Origin of the sequence: Actinomadura sp. NBRC 104425 (genome assembly GCF_030269545.1) — a bacterium.
In the GTDB taxonomy this organism is placed as follows: domain Bacteria; phylum Actinomycetota; class Actinomycetes; order Streptosporangiales; family Streptosporangiaceae; genus Spirillospora; species Spirillospora keratinilytica.
Window position 1 is genome coordinate 1 of record NZ_BSTN01000037.1, and the last position, 22,268, is coordinate 22,268.

22 protein-coding genes and 1 pseudogene are annotated in these 22,268 nt (G+C 73.0%); 14 read left to right on the forward strand and 9 right to left on the reverse strand.

All coding sequences use genetic code 11. From position 1 onward, the window contains the following. Positions 1–667: 667 nt before the first annotated feature. The 3 genes from QSK22_RS31015 (at position 668) to QSK22_RS31025 (ending at position 3,355) form a co-directional block, all read left to right on the forward strand. On the forward strand, positions 668–1,543 hold the full coding sequence (locus tag QSK22_RS31015; protein WP_285498025.1) for a DMT family transporter: 876 nt from the start codon (positions 668–670) through the stop codon (positions 1,541–1,543). Positions 1,544–1,795: 252 nt separating this feature from the next. Next, positions 1,796–2,584 carry a tetratricopeptide repeat protein gene (locus QSK22_RS31020; protein ID WP_285498026.1) on the forward strand — a complete coding sequence of 263 codons (789 nt, stop codon included), beginning with the start codon at positions 1,796–1,798 and terminating at the stop codon, positions 2,582–2,584. A 153-nt stretch (positions 2,585–2,737) separates the two neighbouring features. Further along, the gene (locus tag QSK22_RS31025; protein ID WP_285498063.1) at positions 2,738–3,355 is read left to right on the forward strand and encodes a lytic polysaccharide monooxygenase auxiliary activity family 9 protein; all 618 of its coding nucleotides are present in this window, start codon (positions 2,738–2,740) and stop codon (positions 3,353–3,355) included. Here the strand turns inward: QSK22_RS31025 and QSK22_RS31030 are convergent. Next, positions 3,352–3,540, reverse strand: a pseudogene (locus QSK22_RS31030) (ATP-binding protein); the annotation flags it as partial. The gene QSK22_RS31025 and the pseudogene QSK22_RS31030 overlap by 4 nt on opposite strands. A gap of 298 nt (positions 3,541–3,838) precedes the next feature. Here QSK22_RS31030 and QSK22_RS31035 point away from each other — a divergent pair. Beyond that, the gene (locus QSK22_RS31035; RefSeq protein WP_285498028.1) at positions 3,839–4,489 is read left to right on the forward strand and encodes a TetR/AcrR family transcriptional regulator; all 651 of its coding nucleotides are present in this window, start codon (positions 3,839–3,841) and stop codon (positions 4,487–4,489) included. Here the strand turns inward: QSK22_RS31035 and QSK22_RS31040 are convergent. Further along, positions 4,486–5,031, reverse strand: coding sequence for a MarR family winged helix-turn-helix transcriptional regulator (locus tag QSK22_RS31040; protein ID WP_285498029.1), 546 nt, complete (start codon positions 5,029–5,031; stop codon positions 4,486–4,488). The genes QSK22_RS31035 and QSK22_RS31040 overlap by 4 nt on opposite strands. Positions 5,032–5,156: 125 nt before the next feature. On the opposite strand from QSK22_RS31040, the gene QSK22_RS31045 reads away from it, so the two are divergent. Further along, a complete protein-coding gene (locus tag QSK22_RS31045) occupies positions 5,157–5,915 on the forward strand; it encodes a dioxygenase family protein (RefSeq protein ID WP_285498030.1) in 759 nt (252 codons plus the stop codon). Positions 5,916–5,958: 43 nt separating this feature from the next. Here the strand turns inward: QSK22_RS31045 and QSK22_RS31050 are convergent, their stop codons facing one another. Further along, positions 5,959–6,792: an NAD-dependent epimerase/dehydratase family protein gene (locus QSK22_RS31050; protein ID WP_285498032.1), complete on the reverse strand. Its 834-nt coding sequence runs from the start codon at positions 6,790–6,792 to the stop codon at positions 5,959–5,961. A gap of 656 nt (positions 6,793–7,448) precedes the next feature. On the opposite strand from QSK22_RS31050, the gene QSK22_RS31055 reads away from it, so the two are divergent. Then, on the forward strand, positions 7,449–7,961 hold the full coding sequence (locus tag QSK22_RS31055) for an O-acetyl-ADP-ribose deacetylase (RefSeq protein ID WP_285498033.1): 513 nt from the start codon (positions 7,449–7,451) through the stop codon (positions 7,959–7,961). Between the two features lie 42 nt (positions 7,962–8,003). On the opposite strand, the gene QSK22_RS31060 is transcribed toward QSK22_RS31055, so the two are convergent. After that, positions 8,004–9,644, reverse strand: coding sequence for an AMP-binding protein (locus QSK22_RS31060; protein ID WP_285498034.1), 1,641 nt, complete (start codon positions 9,642–9,644; stop codon positions 8,004–8,006). A gap of 220 nt (positions 9,645–9,864) precedes the next feature. Here QSK22_RS31060 and QSK22_RS31065 point away from each other — a divergent pair, with 220 nt between their 5' ends. Beyond that, positions 9,865–10,689, forward strand: coding sequence for a class I SAM-dependent methyltransferase (locus QSK22_RS31065; protein ID WP_285498035.1), 825 nt, complete (start codon positions 9,865–9,867; stop codon positions 10,687–10,689). Positions 10,690–10,701: 12 nt separating this feature from the next. Here QSK22_RS31065 and QSK22_RS31070 read toward each other — a convergent pair whose 3' ends face one another. Beyond that, positions 10,702–11,460: an SDR family NAD(P)-dependent oxidoreductase gene (locus QSK22_RS31070; RefSeq protein WP_285498036.1), complete on the reverse strand. Its 759-nt coding sequence runs from the start codon at positions 11,458–11,460 to the stop codon at positions 10,702–10,704. A 159-nt stretch (positions 11,461–11,619) separates the two neighbouring features. On the opposite strand from QSK22_RS31070, the gene mshA reads away from it, so the two are divergent. From mshA to QSK22_RS31085, 3 genes are read left to right on the forward strand one after another with little or no spacing between them, the layout of a single operon-like run. Then, on the forward strand, positions 11,620–12,930 hold the full coding sequence (mshA, locus tag QSK22_RS31075) for a D-inositol-3-phosphate glycosyltransferase (RefSeq protein ID WP_285498037.1): 1,311 nt from the start codon (positions 11,620–11,622) through the stop codon (positions 12,928–12,930). Further along, complete coding sequence (locus QSK22_RS31080; protein WP_285498038.1) at positions 12,927–13,442, forward strand: type III secretion system chaperone family protein; 516 nt, start codon at positions 12,927–12,929, stop codon at positions 13,440–13,442. The genes mshA and QSK22_RS31080 overlap by 4 nt, the downstream gene beginning before the upstream one ends. Before the next feature lie 36 nt (positions 13,443–13,478). Continuing rightward, on the forward strand, positions 13,479–14,225 hold the full coding sequence (locus QSK22_RS31085) for a phosphoglyceromutase (protein WP_285498039.1): 747 nt from the start codon (positions 13,479–13,481) through the stop codon (positions 14,223–14,225). Between the two features lie 161 nt (positions 14,226–14,386). Here the strand turns inward: QSK22_RS31085 and phoU are convergent, their stop codons facing one another. Then, complete coding sequence (gene phoU / locus QSK22_RS31090) at positions 14,387–15,046, reverse strand: phosphate signaling complex protein PhoU (protein ID WP_285498040.1); 660 nt, start codon at positions 15,044–15,046, stop codon at positions 14,387–14,389. A gap of 222 nt (positions 15,047–15,268) precedes the next feature. On the opposite strand from phoU, the gene QSK22_RS31095 reads away from it, so the two are divergent. Together QSK22_RS31095 and QSK22_RS31100 are read left to right on the forward strand one after the other, a co-directional pair. After that, positions 15,269–16,573 carry a sensor histidine kinase gene (locus tag QSK22_RS31095; protein WP_285498041.1) on the forward strand — a complete coding sequence of 435 codons (1,305 nt, stop codon included), beginning with the start codon at positions 15,269–15,271 and terminating at the stop codon, positions 16,571–16,573. 91 nt (positions 16,574–16,664) lie between these two features. Beyond that, positions 16,665–17,336 (forward strand): winged helix-turn-helix domain-containing protein, encoded by a 672-nt coding sequence (locus QSK22_RS31100; protein WP_502872392.1) that lies wholly within the window; start codon positions 16,665–16,667, stop codon positions 17,334–17,336. A gap of 110 nt (positions 17,337–17,446) precedes the next feature. Here the strand turns inward: QSK22_RS31100 and QSK22_RS31105 are convergent, their stop codons facing one another. Both QSK22_RS31105 and QSK22_RS31110 read right to left on the reverse strand, forming a co-directional pair. Next, positions 17,447–18,472, reverse strand: a complete 1,026-nt coding sequence (locus tag QSK22_RS31105) for a copper chaperone PCu(A)C domain-containing protein (protein WP_285498043.1) — start codon at positions 18,470–18,472, stop codon at positions 17,447–17,449. Positions 18,473–18,699: 227 nt separating this feature from the next. Then, positions 18,700–19,503, reverse strand: coding sequence for a hypothetical protein (locus QSK22_RS31110; RefSeq protein ID WP_285498044.1), 804 nt, complete (start codon positions 19,501–19,503; stop codon positions 18,700–18,702). Between the two features lie 371 nt (positions 19,504–19,874). Here QSK22_RS31110 and QSK22_RS31115 point away from each other — a divergent pair, with 371 nt between their 5' ends. Then, on the forward strand, positions 19,875–20,357 hold the full coding sequence (locus QSK22_RS31115) for a CarD family transcriptional regulator (RefSeq protein ID WP_067910339.1): 483 nt from the start codon (positions 19,875–19,877) through the stop codon (positions 20,355–20,357). Positions 20,358–20,379: 22 nt separating this feature from the next. Beyond that, positions 20,380–20,850, forward strand: a complete 471-nt coding sequence (gene ispF, locus QSK22_RS31120) for a 2-C-methyl-D-erythritol 2,4-cyclodiphosphate synthase (RefSeq protein WP_285498064.1) — start codon at positions 20,380–20,382, stop codon at positions 20,848–20,850. A 390-nt stretch (positions 20,851–21,240) separates the two neighbouring features. On the opposite strand, the gene QSK22_RS31125 is transcribed toward ispF, so the two are convergent. Beyond that, positions 21,241–22,212, reverse strand: coding sequence for a hypothetical protein (locus tag QSK22_RS31125; RefSeq protein WP_285498046.1), 972 nt, complete (start codon positions 22,210–22,212; stop codon positions 21,241–21,243). Positions 22,213–22,268 lie beyond the last annotated feature (56 nt).

The window sequence follows — 22,268 nt, forward strand, 5'->3', positions numbered from 1 at the left end:
GGCCATCGCGTTGTCTCCTTCTTCTTGATCATCCATCTCGAAGGATCTACGCGGTGGCCGTCTCACGTCACGACGCCACGCTCTTCACCTGCGGAAACTCGTACACCACCTCCGTGGACGCAACCGGTCTCTCTGCTGATTTTGCAGCGATCCGGCGGTTGTGCAACTGCGCAGGTCAGCGCGGCGCCTACGCGGTCCCACGCAGCATCTCATAGCGCCACGATGCTACTGAGCTTTGCGTCAGTTGCGGGTTCGGCCGCGCGCATCCGCCGCACCTCGGCTGACTGCGGCCGGGGCAACGGTGGGACGGGCTCCTCGGAATCTTCGGGCCGGGCGTCGGGGGACATGCCGCGATACCGATAGACCCCACCTCTCAGTAGTACGTCGAGCTGTGCGAAGTACAAGCCGCCGCCTACCGGCAGGGCGGTCGCGCCGGGGAGGCGTGTGGCGGCTGGTCGAGGGCGTTCGAGTGGACGCCGGCCCGGGTTAGGGTGGCGCTCATGAGTTCGGCCGTGCTCTCCCCTCCCGCCGCGTAGGGCGGGCCACCAGGGTTGACGAGCGCGCGGGATGAGGTTCCTCCGCGCGCCGGTGCGGTGTGCCCGCAGACGGAAGTACACGACCACTTCCTCACGCGGAGAACGAACACGTGTCGAACACCGTCGTCCGCGTGCCTGCGGCACGCGGACTTCTGTATCTGGCCATCGCCGGAACGACCTGGGGCACCACGGGCGCGGCCGTGGACCTGGCCTACCGGTCGAGCGACCTGGGGCCGATGGCCGTCTCCTTCTGGCGGTACGTCAGCGGCCTGGCCCTGCTGCTCCTCGTACGGCCCGCCCTACGTCCGTCCGGGACACAGCCACGCCTGTCCCACCGCCTGGTGACGGGGCTGGGGCTCGCCGTCTTCCAGACCGCCTACTTCGGCTCCGTCCAGGCCACGGGCGTGGCGGTGGCCACCATCGTCACGCTGGGGGCCGGGCCGGTGCTCATCGCCGTGGGCGCCCGTCTCGGGTTGGGCGAGCGTCTCGGCGGGGGCGGCGTCGTGTCTCTGGCAGCGGCTCTTACCGGGCTCTCGGTGCTCGTCCTGGGGGACGACGCGGGGACGGTGCATCCGCTAGGCGTGGTGCTCGCTCTGCTGTCGGCCGCCGGATACGCCGTGGCCACGTTGCTCACCCGCTGGGCGGGCCCGGACCAGGACTCGTTCACCACAACCCTGTGGGCCTTCGGCATAGGCGCCGTGGTGCTCCTGCCCTTGGCGGCGGCGGAGGGGCTGCTGCCGCACACCGCCGACCCGGTGCGGGTCCTCGGCCTGCTGGCCTACGTGGCGGTGATCCCGACCGCCCTGGCGTATCCGCTGTACTTCGCGGGCGCCGGGGCCGTCCGCGCCGCCACCGCGTCGGTCGTCATGCTGCTGGAACCGGTCAGCGCGGCCGTCCTCGCCGTGGCCGTGCTGGGTGAGCACCTCACGCCCGCCGCACTGGTCGGTTCCTTGTTGCTGCTGGCTGCCGTCATGGCGCTCACCTTCGCCGAGACCCGCCGCTCGTAGCCGCTGCGCCCTGGCCGCCCCAGTGGCGGCCAGGGCCGGTGCCGTCCGCGCGGTCAATGCGTCGGGGTGCTCGTGGCGGGTGAGCGCTTCACCCTGCGGCCCTGGTGGGCGTTGCTCGTCGAGACTCGGCGCTCGTGGCCGCTGTGTCCGGTCGTCCTGGCGGCGGTCGGGCATACGGGCCGGAAAGGGACGTGTTGCCAGCGCGATCCCGGGGGGTATTTCCGGCGTCCCAAGTCATTGGAGGCGATGTGCATGGGGTCGGTTGTTGAAGCAGCGGTGGAGGCGTTCCGGGCGGCGCAGCGCGGGAGCCGGGAGGCGCGGGCGCGGCTGGAGGAACTGCGGGGGCCGCTCGTCGCGCTTGCCGACGAGGGCGACGTGGAGGCGCAGAACGCGCTGGGCGGTATCGCGCTGGAGCACGACGGCGACGCGGAGACCGCGCTGCGGTACTGGACGCTCGCGGCGCAGCGGCGGCATCCGGCGGCGCAGCGGGGGCTGGGGCATTTGTACGCGTCGGGCAAAGGCGTGGAACGGGACGTGGAGAAAGCGGCGGAGTTGTTCCGTCCCGCGGCGCTCGCCGGCGACCATTTCGCCATGTACAACCTGGCGCTGCTGCATCTGCGGGAGGAACGGCTCGCCGGGTGCATGAGCCGGGATGAATTGGTGTCCCTGCTGGAGGGGGCCGCCGACCGGGGGTTGGCGGAGGCCGCCGCGGAGCTGGGGAATCTGCTGGCCAAGGAGGACCGGGACGAGGAGGCGTTGCAGTGGTATCTGCGCGCCGCGCACGCCGGGTACCCGGAGGCGATGTACGTGGCGGGGTGCTGGTACCGGGACGGCTACGGCACCGAACCCGATTCGGTGCAGGCCGTGCGGTGGTTCCTGGCGATGCTCGGCGCGGGCTGCGGGGACGGCGTGCACGAGGCGATCAAGCTGGCCGGCGGCATGACCGACGAGCAGATCCGCCGCGCCGCCGCGCTGGCCGGAGATCCCAACTGCGGTGACGCCCTCATTTCCACCGTTCGGGGACGCACCACCGTCGATTAGCGTTTCCGGCCGTGAAAGCTTTCACGGCTTGGATGACGTCTTTGCGGCACCGGGTTAGCATCCGGCCTGGGAGCGCTCCCAATCCGGCAACCCCGCCACCGGAACGGAGAATGCGCGATGCGCCTCAACCGAATGCTCCGCCGTGCCGTGACAATGCTCTCCGCGGCGGCGCTCCTGCCGCTCGTCTGGGTCGACACCGCGGCGGCGCACGGATCCGTCATCGACCCGGCGTCCCGCAACTACGGCTGCTGGCTGCGCTGGGGCAGCGACTTCCAGAACCCCATCATGGCGGAGCAGGACCCCATGTGCTGGCAGGCGTGGCAGGACAACCCCAACGCCATGTGGAACTGGAACGGCCTGTACCGCGACAACGTGGGCGGCGACCACCAGGCCGCGATACCCGACGGGCAGCTGTGCAGCGCCGGCCTGACCCAGGGCGGCCGCTACCGCTCCCTGGACGCCGTCGGCCCGTGGACGATGACCGACATCTCCAGCACGTTCACCATCAACCTGTACGACCAGGCCAGCCACGGCGCCGACTACATCCGCGTCTACGTCACCCGCCAGGGCTACGACGCCCTCACCCAGCCGCTGCGCTGGAGCGACCTGGAGCTGGTCCGCGAGACGCCCAAGTACGCCCCCGCCAACAACTACGTGGTGTCCAACGTGAGCGTGTCCGGACGCAGCGGCCGCCACGTCGTCTACACCATCTGGAAGGCGTCGCACATGGACCAGACGTACTACTTCTGCAGCGACGTCAACTTCCGCTAGAGCCGCCCGTCCCGTCCCGCCGGAACCCGCGCCGCGTCCGGCGGGGCGCCCTTTTCCCCGCGGGCGGGCAGCCGCACGGTGACGACCAGCCCGCCGCCCTCCCGCGGCTCGGCGGCGACCGTCCCGCCGTGGGCCGTGGCCGTGGCGCGCACGATCGACAGCCCGCGGCCCGAGCCGCGCGGTCGGTGAACAGTCGGCCCAGCCCGAACGCGGCGGCGGTCACCACGGCCGGCGCGCCGGCAGCTCCTCGAATGCGAACGGCTTGACCGGGTAGTCGTCGGCGCCCAGGCGCGGCCGGGCGACGCGGGCGGGCACCGCGGACGCGGCGGTGGGCATCATCGCCGCCACCCTGGTGATCGGGGCGGTCGCCGGGCTGTATCCGGCGGTCCGCGCGGCCCGGCTCGCCCCGGCCGAGGCCCTCGCCGCACCGTGATGACCGTGTTCGGCCGGGCGGGGAACCCCGGGTTCCCTACGATGACCTGCATGGAGTCGACGACGCGGAGGGTGACGGACGAGGCCGGGGCGCGGCCGCCGGGGCGCGGAGCCCAGGCGGCCCGCAATGACCGGCTGATCCGCGAGGCGGCCCGGGCGGTGTTCACCGCCGACCCCGAGGCGCCCATCGCGGCGGTGGCCCGGCACGCGGGCGTCGGCATCAGCGCCCTGTACCGCCGGTACCGCAGCAAGGAGGACCTGCTCCGGCGGCTCACCGCCGAGGCCATGGACCGCTACCTGGCCGAGGTGGAGCGCGCGCTCGCCGACGACCGCGACCCGTGGACGGCGTTCGCCGACTTCATGCACCGCTGCCTGGACCTGGGCGCCGGTTCGCTGGGCATGCGGCCGGTGCGCGGGATGCCGGCGACCGAGGAGATCGCCGACCGGGAGGAGCGGATGCAGGCGGCCACGCGCCGGCTGCTGGACCGCCTCAAGGCCGCGGGGCTGCTGCGCCGCGACATCGAGGTCGGTGACGTCGCCGTCGTCCTGGAGAACGTGCAGGCCCTGCGCGTCGGCGACGCCGAGCGCACCGCGCGGCTGCGGCACCGCTACCTGACGTTCCTGCTGGCGGGGCTGCGGCTGTCCGCGGACGTCGAGCTGCCCGGCCCCGCCCCCGCCTGGGAGGAGCTGCGCGCCCGTTAGGACGGGCCGGCAGGCGTGCCGGCGGGGCAGTCGGTGGCGTCGGTTCCGCAGGGGCCGAAGATGTCGGGGCTGCCGGCGGCGCCGGGGTCCAGGTTGGCCAGCAGCGTGCGCAGGATCTCGCGCAGCCGCAGCACGTCCTCGCGGCTGAGCGGGTCGAACAGGTGGCGCCGCACCGTTTCCACGTGCCCGGGTGCGGCCGCCTCCAGGACGGTGAAGCCCTCGTCGGTGAGCTCGGCGATGGTGGTGCGCCGGTCGCCGGGGTCCTTGACGCGGCGCACCCAGCCCGCCTGCTCCAGCCGGTTCACCGCGTGCGACAGGCGGCTCGGCGAGGAGCGCACGACCGCGGCCAGCTCGGTCATGGTCAGCGCGCGGCCCGGCGCCTCCGACAGCATGGCCAGGATCACGTAGTAGGTGTGCGGCAGGCCCGAGTCGCGCTGGAGCTGCCGTTCCAGCGTCTCGTTCAGCAGCCGGGTCGTCCACAGGAAGGCCCGCCAGGTCTGCTGCTCCTCGGCGTCCAGCCAGCGCGTCCCGTCCTCGGCCATGCCCGTGATTTTACTTGAAGATTCAAGACTTGAAGATTCAACAAACCCGGCGTATGCTGCCGCCAGGTTTGTCCAATTTTGAACTACATGGACCGAGTGGAACGGGGACGATGATGACCGCCCGGATGCCCGTGCTCTACCTCAGCCACGGCGCCCCGCCCCTGGCCGACGACCGCGTCTGGAGCGGCCAGCTCGCCCGCTGGTCCGCCGGACTGCCGCGCCCGAGCGCCGTGCTCATGGTGTCCGCCCACTGGGAGGAGGCACCGCTCACGATCGGCGCCACCCGCACGGTGCCGCTGGTGTACGACTTCTGGGGCTTCCCCCGGCGCTACTACGAGGTGACCTATGAGGCCCCCGGCGCGCCCGAACTCGCCGACGCGGTGCGCCGCATGCTGCCCGGCGTCCACCACGACCCCGAACGCGGCCTCGACCACGGAGCCTACGTGCCGCTCAAGGAGATGTATCCGGACGCCGACGTGCCGGTGCTGCAGATGTCCATGCCCACCCTCGACCCCGAGCGGCTGTTCGAGCTCGGCCGGCGGCTGGCCCCGCTGCGCGACCAGGGCGTGCTGATCGTCGGCAGCGGCTTCACCACGCACAACCTGCGCGCGATGGCCCCCGCCTCCGACGCCCCGCCCCCCGCGTTCACCGTCGAGTTCGACGACTGGGCCGACCGCTCGGTCGCCGCCGGAGACGTCGACGCACTGCTGGACTTCGAGGCCAAGGCCCCCGCCGCCCGCCTGGCGCACCCCCGCACCGAGCACTTCGCGCCGCTGTTCGTGGCCCTGGGCGCCGGCGCCGACGACGCCGACGCCCCCCGCGGCCGCTCGGTGATCGACGGCTACTGGTTCGGGATGGCCAAGCGGTCCTTCCAGTTCGGCTGAGCACCCCCCGCGCGGCCCCGGAGCGGGGCGCCGCGCCGTGCGGTCAGCCCATCTCCTTGAAGCCGTCCCGCCAGGTGGACAGCCGCGGCTTCCAGCCCAGCTTCTTGGCCTTGGCGTTGGAGATCGGACGGCCGTTGGCGGCGGCGTGCCGCGCGGTGCCCGGCGTCGGGGCGCCCAGCGCCGCGCAGAAGACCGGCAGCCAGTCGGCGGTCGTGGCGGGCTCGTCGTCGACGACGTTCACCGTGCCCGCCGGCCAGTCCAGCGCCGCCAGCGCGGCCGAGGCTGCGTCGTCGACGTGCACGAACGAGGTCCACGTGGGGTTCAGCCGCAGGTTGCCCGCCTTCGCCCGCTGGGCGATCGCGCCGTCCGGCGCGTACCAGGTGCCCGGGCCGTACAGCGCCCCGTACCGCAGCACCACCCCGCGCGGCATGCCGCCGACCATCTCCTCCAGCGGGCCGACGCCCGCGTACGGCGGCAGGGACGGGTCGAGCGGGTCGGTCTCCACGGCCGGGGTCGTCCCCGGCGCGTACAGCCACGCGACGCTCTGCGCGATCATGAACTCCACGCCGGCGGCCCGCGCCGCCGCCACCAGGTTGCGGGTGCCCTCCACCCGCAGCCGGGAGTTGGCGTCGAAGTCCTCCTCGGACAGGTCGGTGAGCTGGTGGATGATCACGTCGGGCCGCGCGGCCAGGACGGCCTCGCGCAGCCCGTCGGCGTCGTAGACGTCCACGACGGCGGGCGTCGCATGCTGGTCGGCGATGGACTTGGCGCGTTCCGGCCGCCGGGTCGTCCCGGTGACCTGGTGGCCCGCCTGCACGAGCATCGGGACCAGCCGGCGCCCGATCACCCCGGTGGCGCCGGCGACAAAGATCTTCAAGGGGGGTACCTCCACGACATTCATGCCGTTGTGGTCGTCACCACGGCAGGATAATGCGGCATCGCACACCGTTTCGCCTCCGCCTGACGGACCGGTGGCTTGTGGCCCGTGTCCACCATCGGTTCGGTCGCTGTCCCATGTCGATGATGCGGCAAGTGTCGCCCAGACCGCGTGCGGCACGCGGATCGACTCCAGCTTTTCAGGTATCTCGCGTTTCCGGTAGTTGAATTTCGAACGACGCGCCCGCCGCCGGAGCCTCACCGGCGACACGATGTGCAGGCGCATGCCTTTCGGGCCGCCAGAGCCGTCTCTATCGGGTCTGTTCGGGCTGCGCCATAAATCAGCTCATAAAACTACTACCCGTCGCAGGCGGCCACCGGGGCCGCCGCGGACGACGGGAGGAACCACGGGTTCGGTCGAAGAAGTGCTGACGGGGCGCGGTCTGCCGGTCGCCGGACTGGCGGGCCGGCCGCCGCGTTCGCCGTCGGGGAGCGGCGGCGGACGGCCGCGAGCGCGAACTGCACGTGGACGCCGCCACCGGCAAGGTCGTCGCCGACGACTCCGATGACGACTCCGATGACGACGGCTGAGGAACGTCCGGCAGAGGGCGACACCGCGCCGCGGGAATGAGATCGTACGCGGGGAGGTGACGGCCGATGCAGATCACGCTGGTTCAGGGGGACATCACCGAGCAGCAGGTGGACGCGGTGGTGAACGCGGCCAACTCGTCCCTGCTCGGCGGAGGCGGAGTGGACGGCGCCATCCACCGCAGGGGCGGCCCGCAGATCCTGGAGGAGTGCCGCAGGCTGCGCGCCGCCCAGTACGCCGGGGGCCTGCCGACGGGCCAGGCCGTGGCCACCACCGCCGGACGGTTGCCCGCCCGCTGGGTGATCCACACGGTGGGGCCGGTCTACTCGGCCTCCGAGGACCGGTCGGAGCTGCTGGCGTCCTGCTACCGCGAGTCGCTGCGCGTGGCCGACGATCTGGGCGCGCGGTCGGTCGCGTTCCCCGCGGTGTCGGCCGGTATCTACGGCTGGCCCATGGACGACGCGGCGCGCATCGCGGTGCGGACCGTGCGCGGCACGGCCACCACCGTGCAGGACGTGCGGTTCGTGCTGTTCACGCCGGACGCCTACGAGGCGTTCGCCAAGGCCGTCGGCGACGGCTGAGCACCCCGGGCCCGTGGGCATGCGGGCCCGGGGCGCGGGGCGTCAGGCATCGGCGGCCAGGGCGCGGGCGGCGGCGTAGTCGGCCTTGCCGTTGGGCAGGCGCAGGCTGCGCCGCGTCCGCGCGAACGCCTTGGGGATCTTGTATCGGGCCAGGTGGCGGGCGCATCCGTCGCGCAGCTGCGCATCACTCGGGCCGTCGTCGTCTCCGTCGCCGGCCACCCGCAGCACGGCGACGATCTCGGTGCCCCACCGCTCGCTCGGTCGCCCCACGACCAGGGCGTCCAGCACGCCCGGCAGGTCGCGCAGCACGCCCTCCACCTCTTCGGCGAACACCTTCTCCCCGCCGGTGTTGATCGTGGTGGCCTCGCGGCCGTGCACCTCGACCGTCCCGTCGGCCAGCAGCCGGGCCCGGTCGCCGGCGATGACGACGCGTTCGCCGTCCACGGTGCGGAAGGTGGCGGCGGTGCGCTCGGGGTCGCCCAGGTAGCCGAGCGGGATCGTACCGGCCTTGGCCAGCCAGCCCAGCTCGTCCTCGCCGGGGGACAGGCGGCGGGTGCGGTCGGCGCTCACCACCCGCGCCTCGGGCGTCGGGACGAACGGGCCGTCGGCGGCGCCGCGCCGGGTCACCTGGAAGCCCGACTCCGAGGAGCCCAGCACGTCCACGATCCGCACGTGCGGCAGCCGCTCCTGCAGCCGCCGCTTGACGTCCGGGCTGATCGCGGCGGCCGAGTTCAGCAGCGTGCGCAGCTCGGGCAGCTCGACCTCGCCGCGCTCCAGCTCCGCCAGAATGGGCCGGGCGAACGCGTCGCCGACCACCGGGATCCGGGTGACGCGCTCGCGCGCGGCCGTGGCCACCAGGTCGGCGGCGTCCAGCCCGTCGGTCCGGCCGGGGAACACCACGCAGGCGCCGCCGCACCAGCCGCCCAGCGCCGACCACGTGCCGCCGCCGTGCATCAGCGGCGGGCCGACCAGCACCCGGTGCCGGGAGCGCTTGGCGCGTTCGACGGCCTCGTCCAGGTCGGTGATGGGCGTCCCATCGCGGCGGGCCAGGCCGAGCGGGCCGATCATCAGGTCGCCGATCCGCCACAGCACGCCCTTGGGCAGCCCGGTCGTCCCGCCCGTGTAGAGGATGTGCAGGTCGCCGGGGTCGGGCCGGACGCCGTCGAGCGGGGTCGCGGGGGCCTCGGCCAGCGCGGTCTCGTAGTCCAGCGCGCCGGGCGCGAGGGGCGTGCCGGAGTCGTCGGGCACCTGGATCAGCAGCGGGGCCCGGTCGAGCCGCTTGGCCACGCGCTCGATCACGGGGGCGAAGCAGGCGTGGTAGAGGATGGCGGCCGGGCGGGCGTCGCCGAACAGCTGCGCCAGCTCGTCGTCGACGTACCGGTAGTTGACGTTGAACGGCGCGACGCGGGCCTTGTGCGCGCCCAGCAGCCCCTCCAGGTACTCGGGCCCGTTGTGCAGGTAGAGCGCCAGGTGGTCGTGCGGCGACTCCCACGGGTGAGCGGCCTCGCCCCGTACGCCGAGGCCGTGGGCGTGCAGGACGTGCGCCAGCCGCCGCGTCCGCTCGGCCACCTCGGCCCAGGTGCGCCTGCCGTCGCGCCACACCACGCACTCGCGGTCGGGCACCGCGGCGGCGATCGCCTCGTGCAGGGTCGCCAGGTCGAGTTGCGCCTTCGGCTGCGGCATCGGCACTCCCTTCGCACACGCTCCAGGAAATCACCGTAACCAAATACTTACCGAATCTCATTCAGTTGTGGCGAAAAACGCCCGGCGTGTCCGTGTTCGCCCTGCCCACCGCCGGGGGCGACGGCCATGACCACATGGTCGTGCACCGCCGGTTCGCCGGACGACCTGGCCGGAAGCGGCAACGACCTGTGCACAACAGGACACACGGCACAATCACTGCGTGACCCCCCGCACGACCAGGCCCCGGGGAGAGGTCACCCGGGGCACCACCGCCCCCAACCGGCTGCGCCGCGTCGACCGCTGGATCACCGCCACCCAGACCGGCCCCCTGCGCACCGGCCCGCGCCCCCTCGTCGTCGACCTCGGCTACGGCGCGTCACCCGTCACCACCGTCGAGCTGTACACGCGGCTGCGGCGCGTGTCCCCGCGCGCGGAGGTCGTCGGCATCGAGATCGAACCCGCGCGCGTCGCCGCCGGCCTGGCCTTCCTGGACAAGGCACCCGGCCGCTACCAGGGGCTGTCGTTCCTGCGCGGCGGCTTCGAACTGCCCGTCGAACGGCCGCCCGTCCTCGTCCGCGCCTTCAACGTGCTGCGGCAGTACCCGGAGGCCGCGGCCTGGCAGGCGTGGGACGAGCTGTCCGCGCGGCTGGCGCCCGGCGGCGTCCTGGTCGAGGGCACCTGCGACGAGATCGGCCGCCGCGCCGTCTGGGTGACGCTGCGCGGCGGCCGACCGCAGACCATCACCTTCGCCACCCACGTGGCGTCCCTGGAACACCCCTCCGACCTGGCCGAACGCCTCCCCAAGACGCTGATCCACCGCAACGTGCCCGGGGAGCGGGTGCACGCGCTGCTGAGCGCCTTCGACCGCTGCTGGGCGATGGCCGCACCCCACTCGGCGTTCGGCCCCCGCGCCCGGTGGATCGAGGCGGTCGCCCTGCTCGCCCGCACCCACCCGGTGCACACCCGCCCGCCCCTCGGGGGCCGGGCGCGCTGGCGGCTGGGCGAAGTCACCCTCCCCTGGTCGGCCGTGGCGCCCGGCCCGTGACGCGTCGCGCGCTCAGACCCGGTGGACCTTGTGCGCGGCCGCCTGGACGCGGGGCTGCACGTCGATGCGGTCGATGTTGACGTGCGACGGCCGCGTCACCACCCACGCCACGCAGTCGGCCACGTCCTCGGCTACCAGGGGCTCCGGGACGCCCGCGTAGGTCTGCTCGGCCTTTTCCGCGTCGCCGCGGAACCGCACCAGGGAGAACTCCTCGGTCTTCACCATGCCCGGCGCGATCTCGGTGATCCGCACCGGCTCGGCCACCAGCTCCAGACGCATGACCTCGTTCACCGCGTACGCGCCGAACTTGGCCGCGTTGTAGCCCGCGCCGCCCTCGTACGGCTGGTGCGCGGCCAGGGACGTGATATTGACCACGTGCCCGTCGCCACTGGCGATCAGCTTGGGCAGCAGCGCCTTGGTGACCCGCAGCAGCCCCAGCACGTTGATGTCGTACATGCGGGCCCAGTCGGCGGGGTTCGCCTCGGCCACAGGCTCCAGCCCGAGCGCGCCGCCGGCGTTGTTGACCAGCACGTGGCACGTGTCGACCGCCGCGGCCAGGGCGTCCACCGACTCCTGCGAGGTCACGTCCAGCGTCACCGCGACCGCCTTGCCCGCGCCCGGCACGTTCTCGGCGATCTCCTTGGCCAGGGCGTCCAGCCGGTCGCGCCGCCGCGCCGCCAGCACCACGTTGAACCCCTCGGCGGCCAGCCGTCTGGCCGTAGCCGCCCCGATACCGCTGCTTGCTCCGGTCACTACCGCCGTCTTACGCATGCCCCCCAGCTTTGCAGGACACGACCGGTGCGCGCACAGCCGGGACCGGGGCTCGGCCGCGCCGTGACATCGATCACGGCCAAGGCGCACCCGGTTGGCGACCATCGCCCGGGAACACCGATGCGGGGGGATAGGTTGCAGTAGCGGAGGTGGTGTCCGGTGCCGCGTCGAATCAACCATGTTGCGACGATCAGCGTTCACACGTCCCCTCTCGACCAGCCCGGTACCGGAGACGCGGGCGGCATGAACGTGTACGTCGTCGAGGTGGCCAAACGGCTCGCGGCACGCGGCGTCGAGGTGGACATCTTCACCCGCGCCACCTCGCGCGCGCTCCCGCCCGTCGTCGAACTGGCCCCCGGCGTCGTCGTCCGCAACGTCGTCGCGGGGCCGTTCGAGGAGCTGGACAAGACCGAACTGCCCCGCCACCTGTGCGGCTTCACCACCGAGGTGCTGCGCGCCGAAGCCGACCACGACCCCGGCCACTACGACCTCCTGCACACCCACTACTGGCTGTCCGGGCAGCCCGGATGGACCGCCAAACGCCGGTGGGGCGTGCCGCTGGTGCACTCGATGCACACCATGGCCAAGGTCAAGAACACCGCGCTCGCCGACGGCGACACGCCCGAGCCGCAGGACCGCGTCGAGGGCGAGGAACGGATCGTCCGGACCGCCGACCGGCTCGTCGCCAACACCGCCGAGGAGGCCGGCCAGCTCACCCGGCTGTACGGGGCGCGGCCGTCCCAGGTCGAGGTCGTCGCCCCCGGCGTGGACCTGTCGGTCTTCCGGCCCGGCACCGCGCTCGCCCGCGGGCTGCTGCCGCACCGCACCGGACCCGCCCGCCGCCGCCTCGGCCTGCCGCGCGACGCCTACGTCCTGCTGTTCGTCGGCCGCATCCAGCCGCTCAAGGCCCCCGACGTGCTGCTGCGCGCCGCCGCGCGGATGCTCGCCGACGAGCCGCGCCTGCGCGGACGGCTGGTCGTCGCGGTCGTCGGCGGCCCCAGCGGCAGCGCCCGCTGCCGCCCCGAGGGCCTGCGCTCCCTGGCCGCCGAACTCGGCCTGGCGGACGTGGTGCGCTTCGAACCGCCCTGCCCCCAACCTGAGCTGGCCGACTGGTACCGCGCCGCCGACGTCACCGTCGTCCCGTCGCACAGCGAGTCGTTCGGCCTGGTTGCGGTGGAGTCCCAGGCGTGCGGCACGCCCGTCGTCGCGTCCGCCGTGGACGGGCTGCGCACCGCCGTGCGCGACGGCGAGTCCGGTGTGCTGATCGCGGGCCACGACCCCGCCGACTACGCCGCCGTTCTGCGCCGCCTGCACGCCGAACCCGGGCTGCACGCCCGCCTCGCGCGCGGCGCCGTGCGACACGCCGAGCGTTTCGGGTGGGACGCCACCGTGGACCGCCTCCTGGAGGTGTATACCGGTGCACTGTCCACGTTCGCGACGTCCCGCATCCTCGCCGAGGTGACAGTGTGAGTGCCGCAGGTTCCTCCGATCCGGTCTCGGTGATCGAGAAGACGCTGCGCGAGGCGGAACTGGAGTACCAGACGCCGCGCGACGGGGCGTTCCTGGTGAAGCTGCCCGGACAGCGCAAGCTCGCCACCATGACGTGGCTGATCGTCGGCGACCACAGCCTGCACGTCGAGGCGTTCTTCTGCCGCCGCCCCGACGAGAACCACGCCGAGTTCTACCGCTTCCTGCTGGAGCGCAACGGCCGCATGTACGGGGTGAGCTTCGCCCTGGACGAGGTCGGCGACGTCCACCTCGTCGGCCGCCTGCCGCTGGCCGCCATCACCCCCGACGAGATCGACCGGCTGCTCGGCTGCGTGCTGACCTACTCCGACGACAACTTCAACAAGGCGCTGGAACTCGGCTTCAAGACCTCCATCCAGCGCGAGTGGGACTGGCGCGTCAAACGCGGCGAGAGCCTGGCCAACCTGCGGGCCTTCGCCTCCTTCGCCGACCCCGCCAACCGCGACCCGCGCTGACCCCCGGTTCACGCCGGACGGATAAGCTTCCTTGCCATGGCGACCCTGGTACTGCTGCGGCATGGCGAAAGCGTCTGGAACGCGGAGGGGCTGTTCACCGGGTGGGTGGACGTCGACCTGTCCGCCAAGGGCGAGAGCGAGGCCACCAAGGGCGGCGACCTGCTGCTCGACGCCGACATCACCCCCGACGTGGTGCACACCTCGCTGCTCAAGCGGGCGATCCGCACCGCCAACATCGCGCTGGATGTGGCCGACCTGCTGTGGATCCCGGTGCGCCGGTCCTGGCGGCTCAACGAGCGGCACTACGGCGCGCTGCAGGGCAAGAACAAGGCGCAGACCCGCGAGGAGTTCGGCGAGAAGCAGTTCATGATCTGGCGCCGCTCCTACGACACCCCGCCGCCGCCGATCAAGGACGACGACCCGCTGTCCCAGGTCAACGACCTGCGCTACGCCGGCCTTCCGTCCGAGCTGATCCCGCGCACCGAGTGCCTGGCCGACGTGGTCGACCGGCTGCTGCCGTACTGGTACGACGCGATCGTCCCCGATCTGGCCGCGGGCCGCACCGTCCTGGTCGCCGCGCACGGCAACTCGCTGCGCGCTCTGGTCAAGCACCTGGACGACATCTCCGACGAGGACATCGTCCACCTCAACATCCCCACCGGCATCCCGCTGGTGTACGAACTCGACGACGACTTCGCCCCCCTCAAGCGCGGCGGCGAATACCTCGACCCGGCCGCCGCCAAGGCCGCCATCGAAGCCGTTGCGAACCAGGGCAAGAAGTAACCCACCCGCCGCACCGCCCGGCAGCCGGCCCGTCACGGCATCGCATGCGGCCGCCCGGTGATGTGGGGCATGCCGGGCAACCCTTCAAAGAACGGCGAACGTGAAGGCCCCGTCCCCGCGTGACGCGGGGACGGGGCCTTTCGCGGGTTCGGGGTTGTGGGTCAGGGGTCGACGATCTCGGCGGGGCGCTGGCCGGTCACCATGTAGACGACGTTCTCGGCCACGTGCACGGCGTGGTCGGCGAACCGCTCGAAGTAGCGGCCCGCCAGGGTGATGTCGACGGCGGGCTCGACGCCGTGCTTCCACTTGGGCGACAGCAGGATGTCGAACAGCTTGCGGTGCAGCCGGTCCATGGCGTTGTCGTCCTCGTCGAGCTCCAGGCCCATCTCCACGTCCCGCGCCGCGATCACGCTGCCGGTCTTGGCGATCATGCGCTCGGCGATCTGCCCCATCTCCAGCACGACGGCCTGCAGCTCCGGCGGGACCGCCGAGTCGGGGTGGCGGCGCCGGGCGGTCTTGGCGATGTGCACCGCCAGGTCGCCCATCCGCTCCAGGTCCCCGCTCATCCGCAGCGCGGTGATCAGGGTGCGCAGGTCCCCGGCGACCGGCTGCTGCCGCGCCATCAGGTCGAACACCGTCTCCTCGATCTCCGCGTCGATCTTGTTGACGTGCTCATCGGCGCTGATGACCTCCTCCGACAGCCGCAGGTCGGCGTCGAGCAGGGCGGTCACCGCGCGGGCCATCGCGGATCGGACCAGCCGGGTCATCTCCACCAGCTTGTCCGAAAGGCCGTCGAGTTCCTCGTGGTAGAGGTCGCGCACTTGTGAATCCTCGCGTGTTCCGGGACGGGGGAAAGGACTGGGGAAAGGGAGTGGTCGGGGCACGGGCCGGGGGAACGGGCCACCGGGCGGACTCGCCCACGCCACAGCCTGCCCGATGGGCATGAACGATGCCGAATGGCCGGGTGAACATTGGAGGAACGCCGCCGCGTCCGGTACCCCTGCGGTGTCTGACAGGCGTCAATAACACTTACGATCCCATATGTGGAGGTGGAGATTGTCGCTGGTCTGGCCGCGGTTGCGGGTCTCGCGATCGGGCTCGCGACGGGATTGGCGGTGCGAGTGAGCGAAAGGGCCCAGCGCGCAGTCCCGCCGACGACCCAGCAGAGTGTGCTGCCCCCCGGGGTGGCCTCGGTGCTCAGCGTGCTGCGCTCGTCCGGCGTTGTCGTGGACGCCGAGGACCGGGTCGTGCGGGCCAGCTCCGCAGCCCGGGCGTTCGGCCTGGTCAGCGGCGACCGCCTCATGGTCGACGAGGTGCTGGCGATGGCCCGCCTGGTGCGCCGCGACGGCGAGATCCGGGAGACCGAGATCCAGGTCGGCCCGTCCCGCGCCCGCGGCCGCGCCGAAGGGCGCTGGTTCGCCGTGCGGGTCGCCCCGCTCGGCTCCCAGGGCCTGGTGCTGGTGCTGGCCGAGGACCTGACCGAGATGCGCCGCGTCGAGGCGATCCGCCGCGACTTCGTCGCCAACGTCAGCCACGAGCTCAAAACGCCCGTCGGCGCCCTGTCGCTGCTGGCCGAGACGGTCGAGAGCGCCGCCGACGACCCCGAGGCGGTGCGCCGCTTCGCCGGGCGCATGCAGCAGGAGTCGGTCCGGCTGACCAACCTGGTCCAGGACCTGATGACGCTGTCGCGCATCCAGGGCGACGAGCCGCTGCCCGAGCTGCGGCCCGTCCCGCTGGACGGGGTGATCGCCGAGGCGATGGACCGCAGCCAGATCAAGGCCGGTGCCAAGAACATCCGGCTGACCAGCGGCGGGCAGCGCGGCCTGGAGGTGCGCGGCGACGAGGAGCTGCTGGTCACCGCGCTGCGCAACCTGATCGACAACGCCGTCGCCTACAGCCCCGAGAACACCCGCGTGGTGGTCGCCACCCGGCGCTGCGACGACCAGCGGCACGTCGAGATCAATGTGACCGACCAGGGCATCGGCATCCCCGAAAGCGACCTGGAACGGATCTTCGAACGCTTCTACCGGGTCGATCCGGCCCGCTCCCGCCAGACCGGCGGCACCGGCCTCGGCCTGGCCATCGTCAAGCACGTCACCACCAAGCACGGCGGCGAGGTGACCGTCTGGAGCAAGGAGGGCTCCGGGTCCACGTTCACCATCCGGCTGCCGCTGCTCGGCGGGGCGCACGCCGCCCGGTCGGAGACCGGGGCGGGCGGCCTGCACGGCGGGCCGCCGTCCGGCGAGCGCGCCCGGATGGGCGACCGCCGCCCGCCGATGCCCGCCGACGACGGCTCCATCGTGTACCCGACCCCGCCGACCTCGGAGGGCCCGGCGTGGATGTCGTGACCACCGCACCGCCTGCCCTGCCGGCGGGGGCCGCCCCGCCCGTCCAGGGACCCGCCAAGTCATACGCCCGGGAGGCAACACCGTGACCCGCGTGCTCGTCGTGGAAGACGAGGAGTCGTTCAGCGACGCACTTTCCTACAACCTGCGCAAGGAGGGCTTCGAGGTCGCCGTGGCGGCCACCGGCCCCGACGCGCTGGACATCTTCGAGCGCAACGGTGCCGACCTCGTGCTGCTCGACCTGATGCTGCCCGGACTGCCCGGCACCGAGGTGTGCCGGGAGCTGCGCGCCAGGTCCAACGTGCCGGTGATCATGCTGACCGCCAAGGACAGCGAGGTCGACAAGGTCGTGGGCCTGGAGCTGGGCGCCGACGACTACGTCACCAAGCCGTTCTCCACCCGGGAGCTGATCGCCCGCATGCGCGCGGTGCTGCGCCGCCAGGGCGAGGTGGAGGAGCTGGCCCCGGCGGTGCTGGAGGCCGGGCCGGTGCGCATGGACGTGGAACGCCACGTCGTCAGCGTCAACGGGTCCCCGATCCAGCTTCCGCTCAAGGAGTTCGAGCTGCTGGAGGTGCTGCTGCGCAACGCGGGCCGGGTGCTGACCCGCATGCAGCTCATCGACCGGGTGTGGGGCGCCGACTACGTGGGCGACACCAAGACCCTGGACGTCCACATCAAGCGGCTGCGCGCCAAGATCGAGGAGACGCCGTCCCAGCCGCGCTACATCGTCACCGTGCGCGGCCTCGGCTACAAGTTCGAGCCCTGATCCGCTCCGCGGCCCCGAACGGCGGCGGCCCGTACGGCGTCAGCCGTACGGGCCGTTTCGTGCGTTCCGCACGGCCCTGAGATGCGCTCAGAGCCGCTCGCGGCGTGTCGTCAGTGGTCGTCCGCAGAGTCGTCCGCGGCCGGGCTCTGCGACGTCTCGGCCGCCGGGGACTCCTGCCCGGCCTCCTCGCCGGCGGGCGAGGCGGAGCCGGTCGGCCGGTGCGCGCCCTCGTGGCCGCCTGCGGTGGGGCTCGCCGGGGCGGACGGCGTGGCGGTGGCGCCCGCGGCGGGCGTTCCGTCGGACACCGGGGCGTAGGTGGCGAACTCGCCCTGCTGCGGGATCACGGGGACGTTCACCTCGATGCTGCCCGCGTGCTCGAACCGCAGCGTCACCCGCACGACCTCGCCGCCGAGCAGCTCGTCGTTCGGGCCCGTCAGTACCACGATGGGGCCGCCTTTTCCGGCCTGGGTGGGCTCGGGCGCGGGCGCGCCGGTCTGCGGCGCCCCGGTCCGCTGACCGGCGGTCGGCGACGGCGAGGACGTGCTCTCCTCGTTCGCGGTGGCGGTGGCGGTGGCGGTGGCGGTGGCGGTGGCGGTGGCGCGGGGCGTGGCCGTGGCGCCGCCCTCCTCCGTGCCGGTCGGGCCGGCCTCCGGACTGGGCGACTCGTCGCCGGCCTCGGGCGAGCCGGTCGCCTTGGGGGAGGCGCTCGGGCTCGCGGTGGCGCCGGGCTCGGCCGCGGCGCCGCTCAGCGTCACAGCGGTGGCCACGCCGTTCTCCTGCGCGGCGGGCAGCACCACCGCGCCGCCCGCGATACGGGCCTGCGCGAACGTGGGCGAGGAGACGCTCACCAGGCGGTCCTGCCGGCCCCTGACCTGGTTGATGATCGTCGCGTACAGCGGCAGCGAGCTGTTCGGGCCGAACTGCATGCCGGGCTTGGGGCCCAGCAGGAACATGTTGCGGACGTCGACCTGCGAGATCTTCGCGCCCTTCGGCACCGAGGCGTTGACGCCCTCGGTCAGCTGGGTGGGCGCGGCGGTCTGGGGTTCGCTGCCGGCGCCGCAGCCGGAAATCACCGGCGCGATGGCGACGGCACCCGCGATGGCGAGTGCGACCACTCGACGGCTGTCTCGGATCACGGCGTCGTTAACTCCTCGCGAAAGGGCGTTTGGAAGGCGTGGCGGCGGTGTGCAGGGGGGCACGACCCCCGCGCTCCGGGGTACGGACGGCGTAACCGCGCCAGGGGAAGCGTAGCGAGGTCTCGCAGGTGACTGCGTTCTGGGGGGCCCTTCAGCGTGGAACGCCACGTCGGCCGCCGGTGGCGCGCGCCCGCGACACGCCCCGACACGCCCGGGGCGCGCCCCGGCTACGCCAGCGCCTTGATCTTTTCGGTCAGGTCCGCGCCCGGCTGCGGCGAGTACAGCACTGCGGAGACGACGCCGTCCGGCGCGACGAAGACGGCGGTCGGCACGGCGGACGGTGCCGCGGACGCCGGTGCGGCACCGGACGCGGTCGCCGTCGGGCTCGCGGACGCGACGGGCGGGGCGTAGGTGCCGGCCAGGACGTTGCCGGTGTCCTCCAGGAGCACCGCCGTGCCGTGGTGGGCGGCCCCCGCCAGCTGGCGCAGGCGCCGCACGGCCTCCTCCGGCCTGCTCTTGTCGGCGCGGCGGTCGACGGTGAGCCAGAACCGCAGCTCGAACTCCTGGGTGCGGGCCGCCAGTTCGGCCACCAGCGCCTCGCAGCGGCACTCCGGCGGCGCGATGAGGATCACCCCGGGGCGCAGGTCGCGCAGCGGGATCTGGACGCGCTCGCGGCCGATCAGCGCGACCTTGGCGTCCGGCAGGTAGCCGCCGATCCGGCCGACTGCGGCGGTGGGATGCGGGGCCAGCATGGGCGTGCTGGGACGCGGCGCCGGACGCGGCCCGAACACCGTCATCAGCACCCCGCTGGCCAGCGCGACCAGCAGCGCGCCCGCGATGATCGGGACCACCAGGCCGTACCGGGTGAACGGCCGGGTCAGCCGCCGGATCCGCTCGCGCCGCCGCCGCTGGCGCTCCTCGCGGTGGTAGGCGATGACGTCGCGATCGAGCTCGCGGGCGTCGTCGGGCACCACGACGTCGACAGGGGGCAGCCCGTAGTCGTCGGGCTCGGGGTCGCCGTCTGGCCTCACGCCGCACCTCACATCCTCGGTCGCCGTGTACCGGGACGCTCGCCCGAGAGCGCTCGCCCCTCGTGCCCCTTTTCTTCCGTGTCGGGCGCTTCGTACCCGCACGGCCCGGCATGTTCACCTCATCACCTCCCAGTATGAGCCGCCCGGGCCGGGACGACAGAGGGTTGCCGTGCACCGTCCGGACCGATGCGCCGAGGTGCGAGCCCGCGGATCCGGCCCGGCTTTCCCTGCCGGTATGGCCGGTCATGCATCTTTCACGGCCTTTGTCAAGGCCCCAATTAAGGGGTTGACCTGCGCATTTGTCCTTAAGGTCGGTGCGGCCACCGACGGGTCCGTGCTACCCTTGCTCTAGCGGAAGGGGTACTTGTCACATGACTTTCCAGGTCGGCGACACCGTCGTCTACCCCCACCATGGGGCTGCTCGGATCGAGGCCATCGAGACTCGCACCATCAAGGGTGAGGAAAAGACCTATCTGGTCTTGAAGGTCGACAAGGGCGACCTGACAGTGCAGGTTCCAGTGGAGAACGTCGAAGAGGTCGGCGTTCGCGATGTCGTGGGCCAAGAAGGTCTGGAGAAGGTGTTCGAGGTGCTGCGCGCACCCTACACCGAAGAGCCGACCAACTGGTCGCGGCGCTACAAGGCGAACCTGGAGAAGCTCGCGTCCGGTGACGTCAACAAGGTCGCCGAGGTCGTGCGCGACCTGTGGCGCCGCGACAAGGAGCGCGGACTGTCGGCCGGTGAGAAGCGGATGCTCGCCAAGGCCAGGCAGATCCTGGTCAGCGAGCTCGCGCTGGCCGAGAAGACCAACGAGGACAAGGCCGAGGCCCTGCTGGACGAGGTGCTGGCCAGCTGAGGTGACCGCCAAGTCCCCACGGGTGGGCGTCGGAACCGACGTCCACCCGTTCGCTTCCACGGACCGGCCGATGCGGCTCGCCGGGCTCGACTGGCCCGGTGAGGGCCCCGGCCTGGCCGGGCACTCCGACGGCGACGTCGCCGCGCACGCCGCCTGCGACGCCCTGCTGTCGGCATGCGGCCTGGGCGACCTCGGCGCCGTGTTCGGCACCGACGACCCGCGCTGGTCCGGCGCCTCCGGCGTCGATCTGCTGCAGGAGGTGGCGCGCCGCGTCGACGAGGCCGGCTACACGATCGGCAACGTGGCCGTCCAGATCATCGGCAACCGGCCCAAGGTGGGCCGCCGCCGCAGCGAGGCCGAGAAGACCCTCGCCGAGGCGCTGGGCGGCGCCCCCGTCAGCCTCTCGGCCACCACCACCGACGGCCTGGGCCTGACCGGCCGAGGCGAAGGCCTGGCCGCCATCGCCACCGCCCTGGTCTTCCCCCGAACCTGACCCCGCCCCGAGCCGAACGATCCAGGGCACCGCGGCCGCCACCGCGCTGGAACCCAGCGCCACGCCCGGGGCGGCGGCCCGGATGGCGACCGTGCCACCGCCCTCCAGCCGGGCGCGCTCCTGGTACGCCTCGCCGATCGGCCGCGCCCCATTCGGCCTGCCGGGCGGCCCAGCCGACCGCCATGCAGGCGTTGAACGGGCCGAAGGTGAACCGGCGGCGGCCGTCAACCAGACCCGCACCCGCAAGCCCGACCAGCACGCGTGTGCCGATGGCTGCGCCGACGCGGGCAGCTCGCGCGCCGGGCGAGACGGGTTGTGCGCGCTGCAAGCGCCGCCGGTGCCGGCCGCGAACCATGATTCGGTCGCGGTGGGGCGCCTTGCGGGCGTGGGTCAGGGGGCGCGCTCGGTGTCGCCGGGCGGGGTGGGGGAGCTGCGGAGTGAGCCCGACGGCGGGTCCCAGTCCCAGACGGCGAGGCCGTCGGTGCGGCCCGCGTCCCCGTTGGGCTCGGCGTCCTCGCCGGGGGTGAATGTGCGTGTGGTGGTGGGCGTGTCGTCGCCGGCGTCGGGGTCTTCGGCGCGGTCGACGAGTGTCAGGTCGGCGTCCTCGTCCGGGGCGGGGATCTCCACCGTTTTCGCCTCGGCTCCGGCCTCCGGCTCAGGCTCTGGCTCCAGTTCGGGCTCGGGTCCGTGCTCTGGTTCCGGTTCGAGGGCGGGGCGGGCGGCGGCGGGCATGGGCACCGTGAGCTTCGGGGCGGGCTCGTCCCGGGGGTGCGGGTCCAGTTGCTCGGACGCGGCGACGGCGGCGGGAGGCGTGAAGGACTGAGGCGCGGGCTCGTCCCATGGAATGGGAGGCGGCTGCGCGGGCGCGGGCGCGGCGGGCTTCGCGGCCTCGGCGGGCGCGGGGCGGCGGCCCCCGGCGCGGGCCTGGCGCAGCATGGTCAGCCACAGCCAGACGCCGATGATGAGCACGGCCTCGGGCGCGATCGCGACGCCCGCGCGCAACTGGTCGTCCGGAAGGGACGCCAGACCCCAGACGGCGTGCTGCACGCCGAGCGCGGCCATGCCCGCCAGCAGCGCGGCCAGCAGCGTCCAGCGGACGAACCGCGACCACCAGCGCGCATGCCGGGCGACCACCAGCGACAGGATGACCACCGCGACCAGCACATCGGTCATCACCGGATAGGCCCAGGCCCAGCGGCGCGGCACGCGCCCGGCAAGTGCGGCATCGCACAGCACGTCGTAGGTCAGGACGAAGGCGCAGGCGGCGAGCGCGGTGACGGCCAGGCCGGCGGCTGCGGTGAGCAGGCGCCGCAGGACCGTGCCGCGGGGAGCGTCCGGCTGGCCGGAGCGATCAGTGGACATGTGGGCTCGTCTCGGGGCGTGGACCGGGGTCGGTGGACGGACCGGCCCGGCGGGGG

What these genes read in the sequence shown, in the direction of transcription:
- QSK22_RS31020 (WP_285498026.1), top strand. Translation starts at nt 1,796, where the DNA reads ATGGGGTCGGTTGTTGAAGCAGCGGTGGAGGCGTTCCGGGCGGCGCAG.
- QSK22_RS31025 (WP_285498063.1), top strand. Translation starts at nt 2,738, where the DNA reads ATGCTCTCCGCGGCGGCGCTCCTGCCGCTCGTCTGGGTCGACACCGCG.
- QSK22_RS31035 (WP_285498028.1), top strand. Translation starts at nt 3,839, where the DNA reads ATGGAGTCGACGACGCGGAGGGTGACGGACGAGGCCGGGGCGCGGCCG.
- QSK22_RS31040 (WP_285498029.1), bottom strand. Translation starts at nt 5,031, where the DNA reads ATGGCCGAGGACGGGACGCGCTGGCTGGACGCCGAGGAGCAGCAGACC.
- QSK22_RS31045 (WP_285498030.1), top strand. Translation starts at nt 5,157, where the DNA reads ATGCCCGTGCTCTACCTCAGCCACGGCGCCCCGCCCCTGGCCGACGAC.
- QSK22_RS31055 (WP_285498033.1), top strand. Translation starts at nt 7,449, where the DNA reads ATGCAGATCACGCTGGTTCAGGGGGACATCACCGAGCAGCAGGTGGAC.
- QSK22_RS31060 (WP_285498034.1), bottom strand. Translation starts at nt 9,644, where the DNA reads ATGCCGCAGCCGAAGGCGCAACTCGACCTGGCGACCCTGCACGAGGCG.
- QSK22_RS31070 (WP_285498036.1), bottom strand. Translation starts at nt 11,460, where the DNA reads ATGCGTAAGACGGCGGTAGTGACCGGAGCAAGCAGCGGTATCGGGGCG.
- QSK22_RS31085 (WP_285498039.1), top strand. Translation starts at nt 13,479, where the DNA reads ATGGCGACCCTGGTACTGCTGCGGCATGGCGAAAGCGTCTGGAACGCG.
- QSK22_RS31115 (WP_067910339.1), top strand. Translation starts at nt 19,875, where the DNA reads ATGACTTTCCAGGTCGGCGACACCGTCGTCTACCCCCACCATGGGGCT.
- QSK22_RS31125 (WP_285498046.1), bottom strand. Translation starts at nt 22,212, where the DNA reads ATGTCCACTGATCGCTCCGGCCAGCCGGACGCTCCCCGCGGCACGGTC.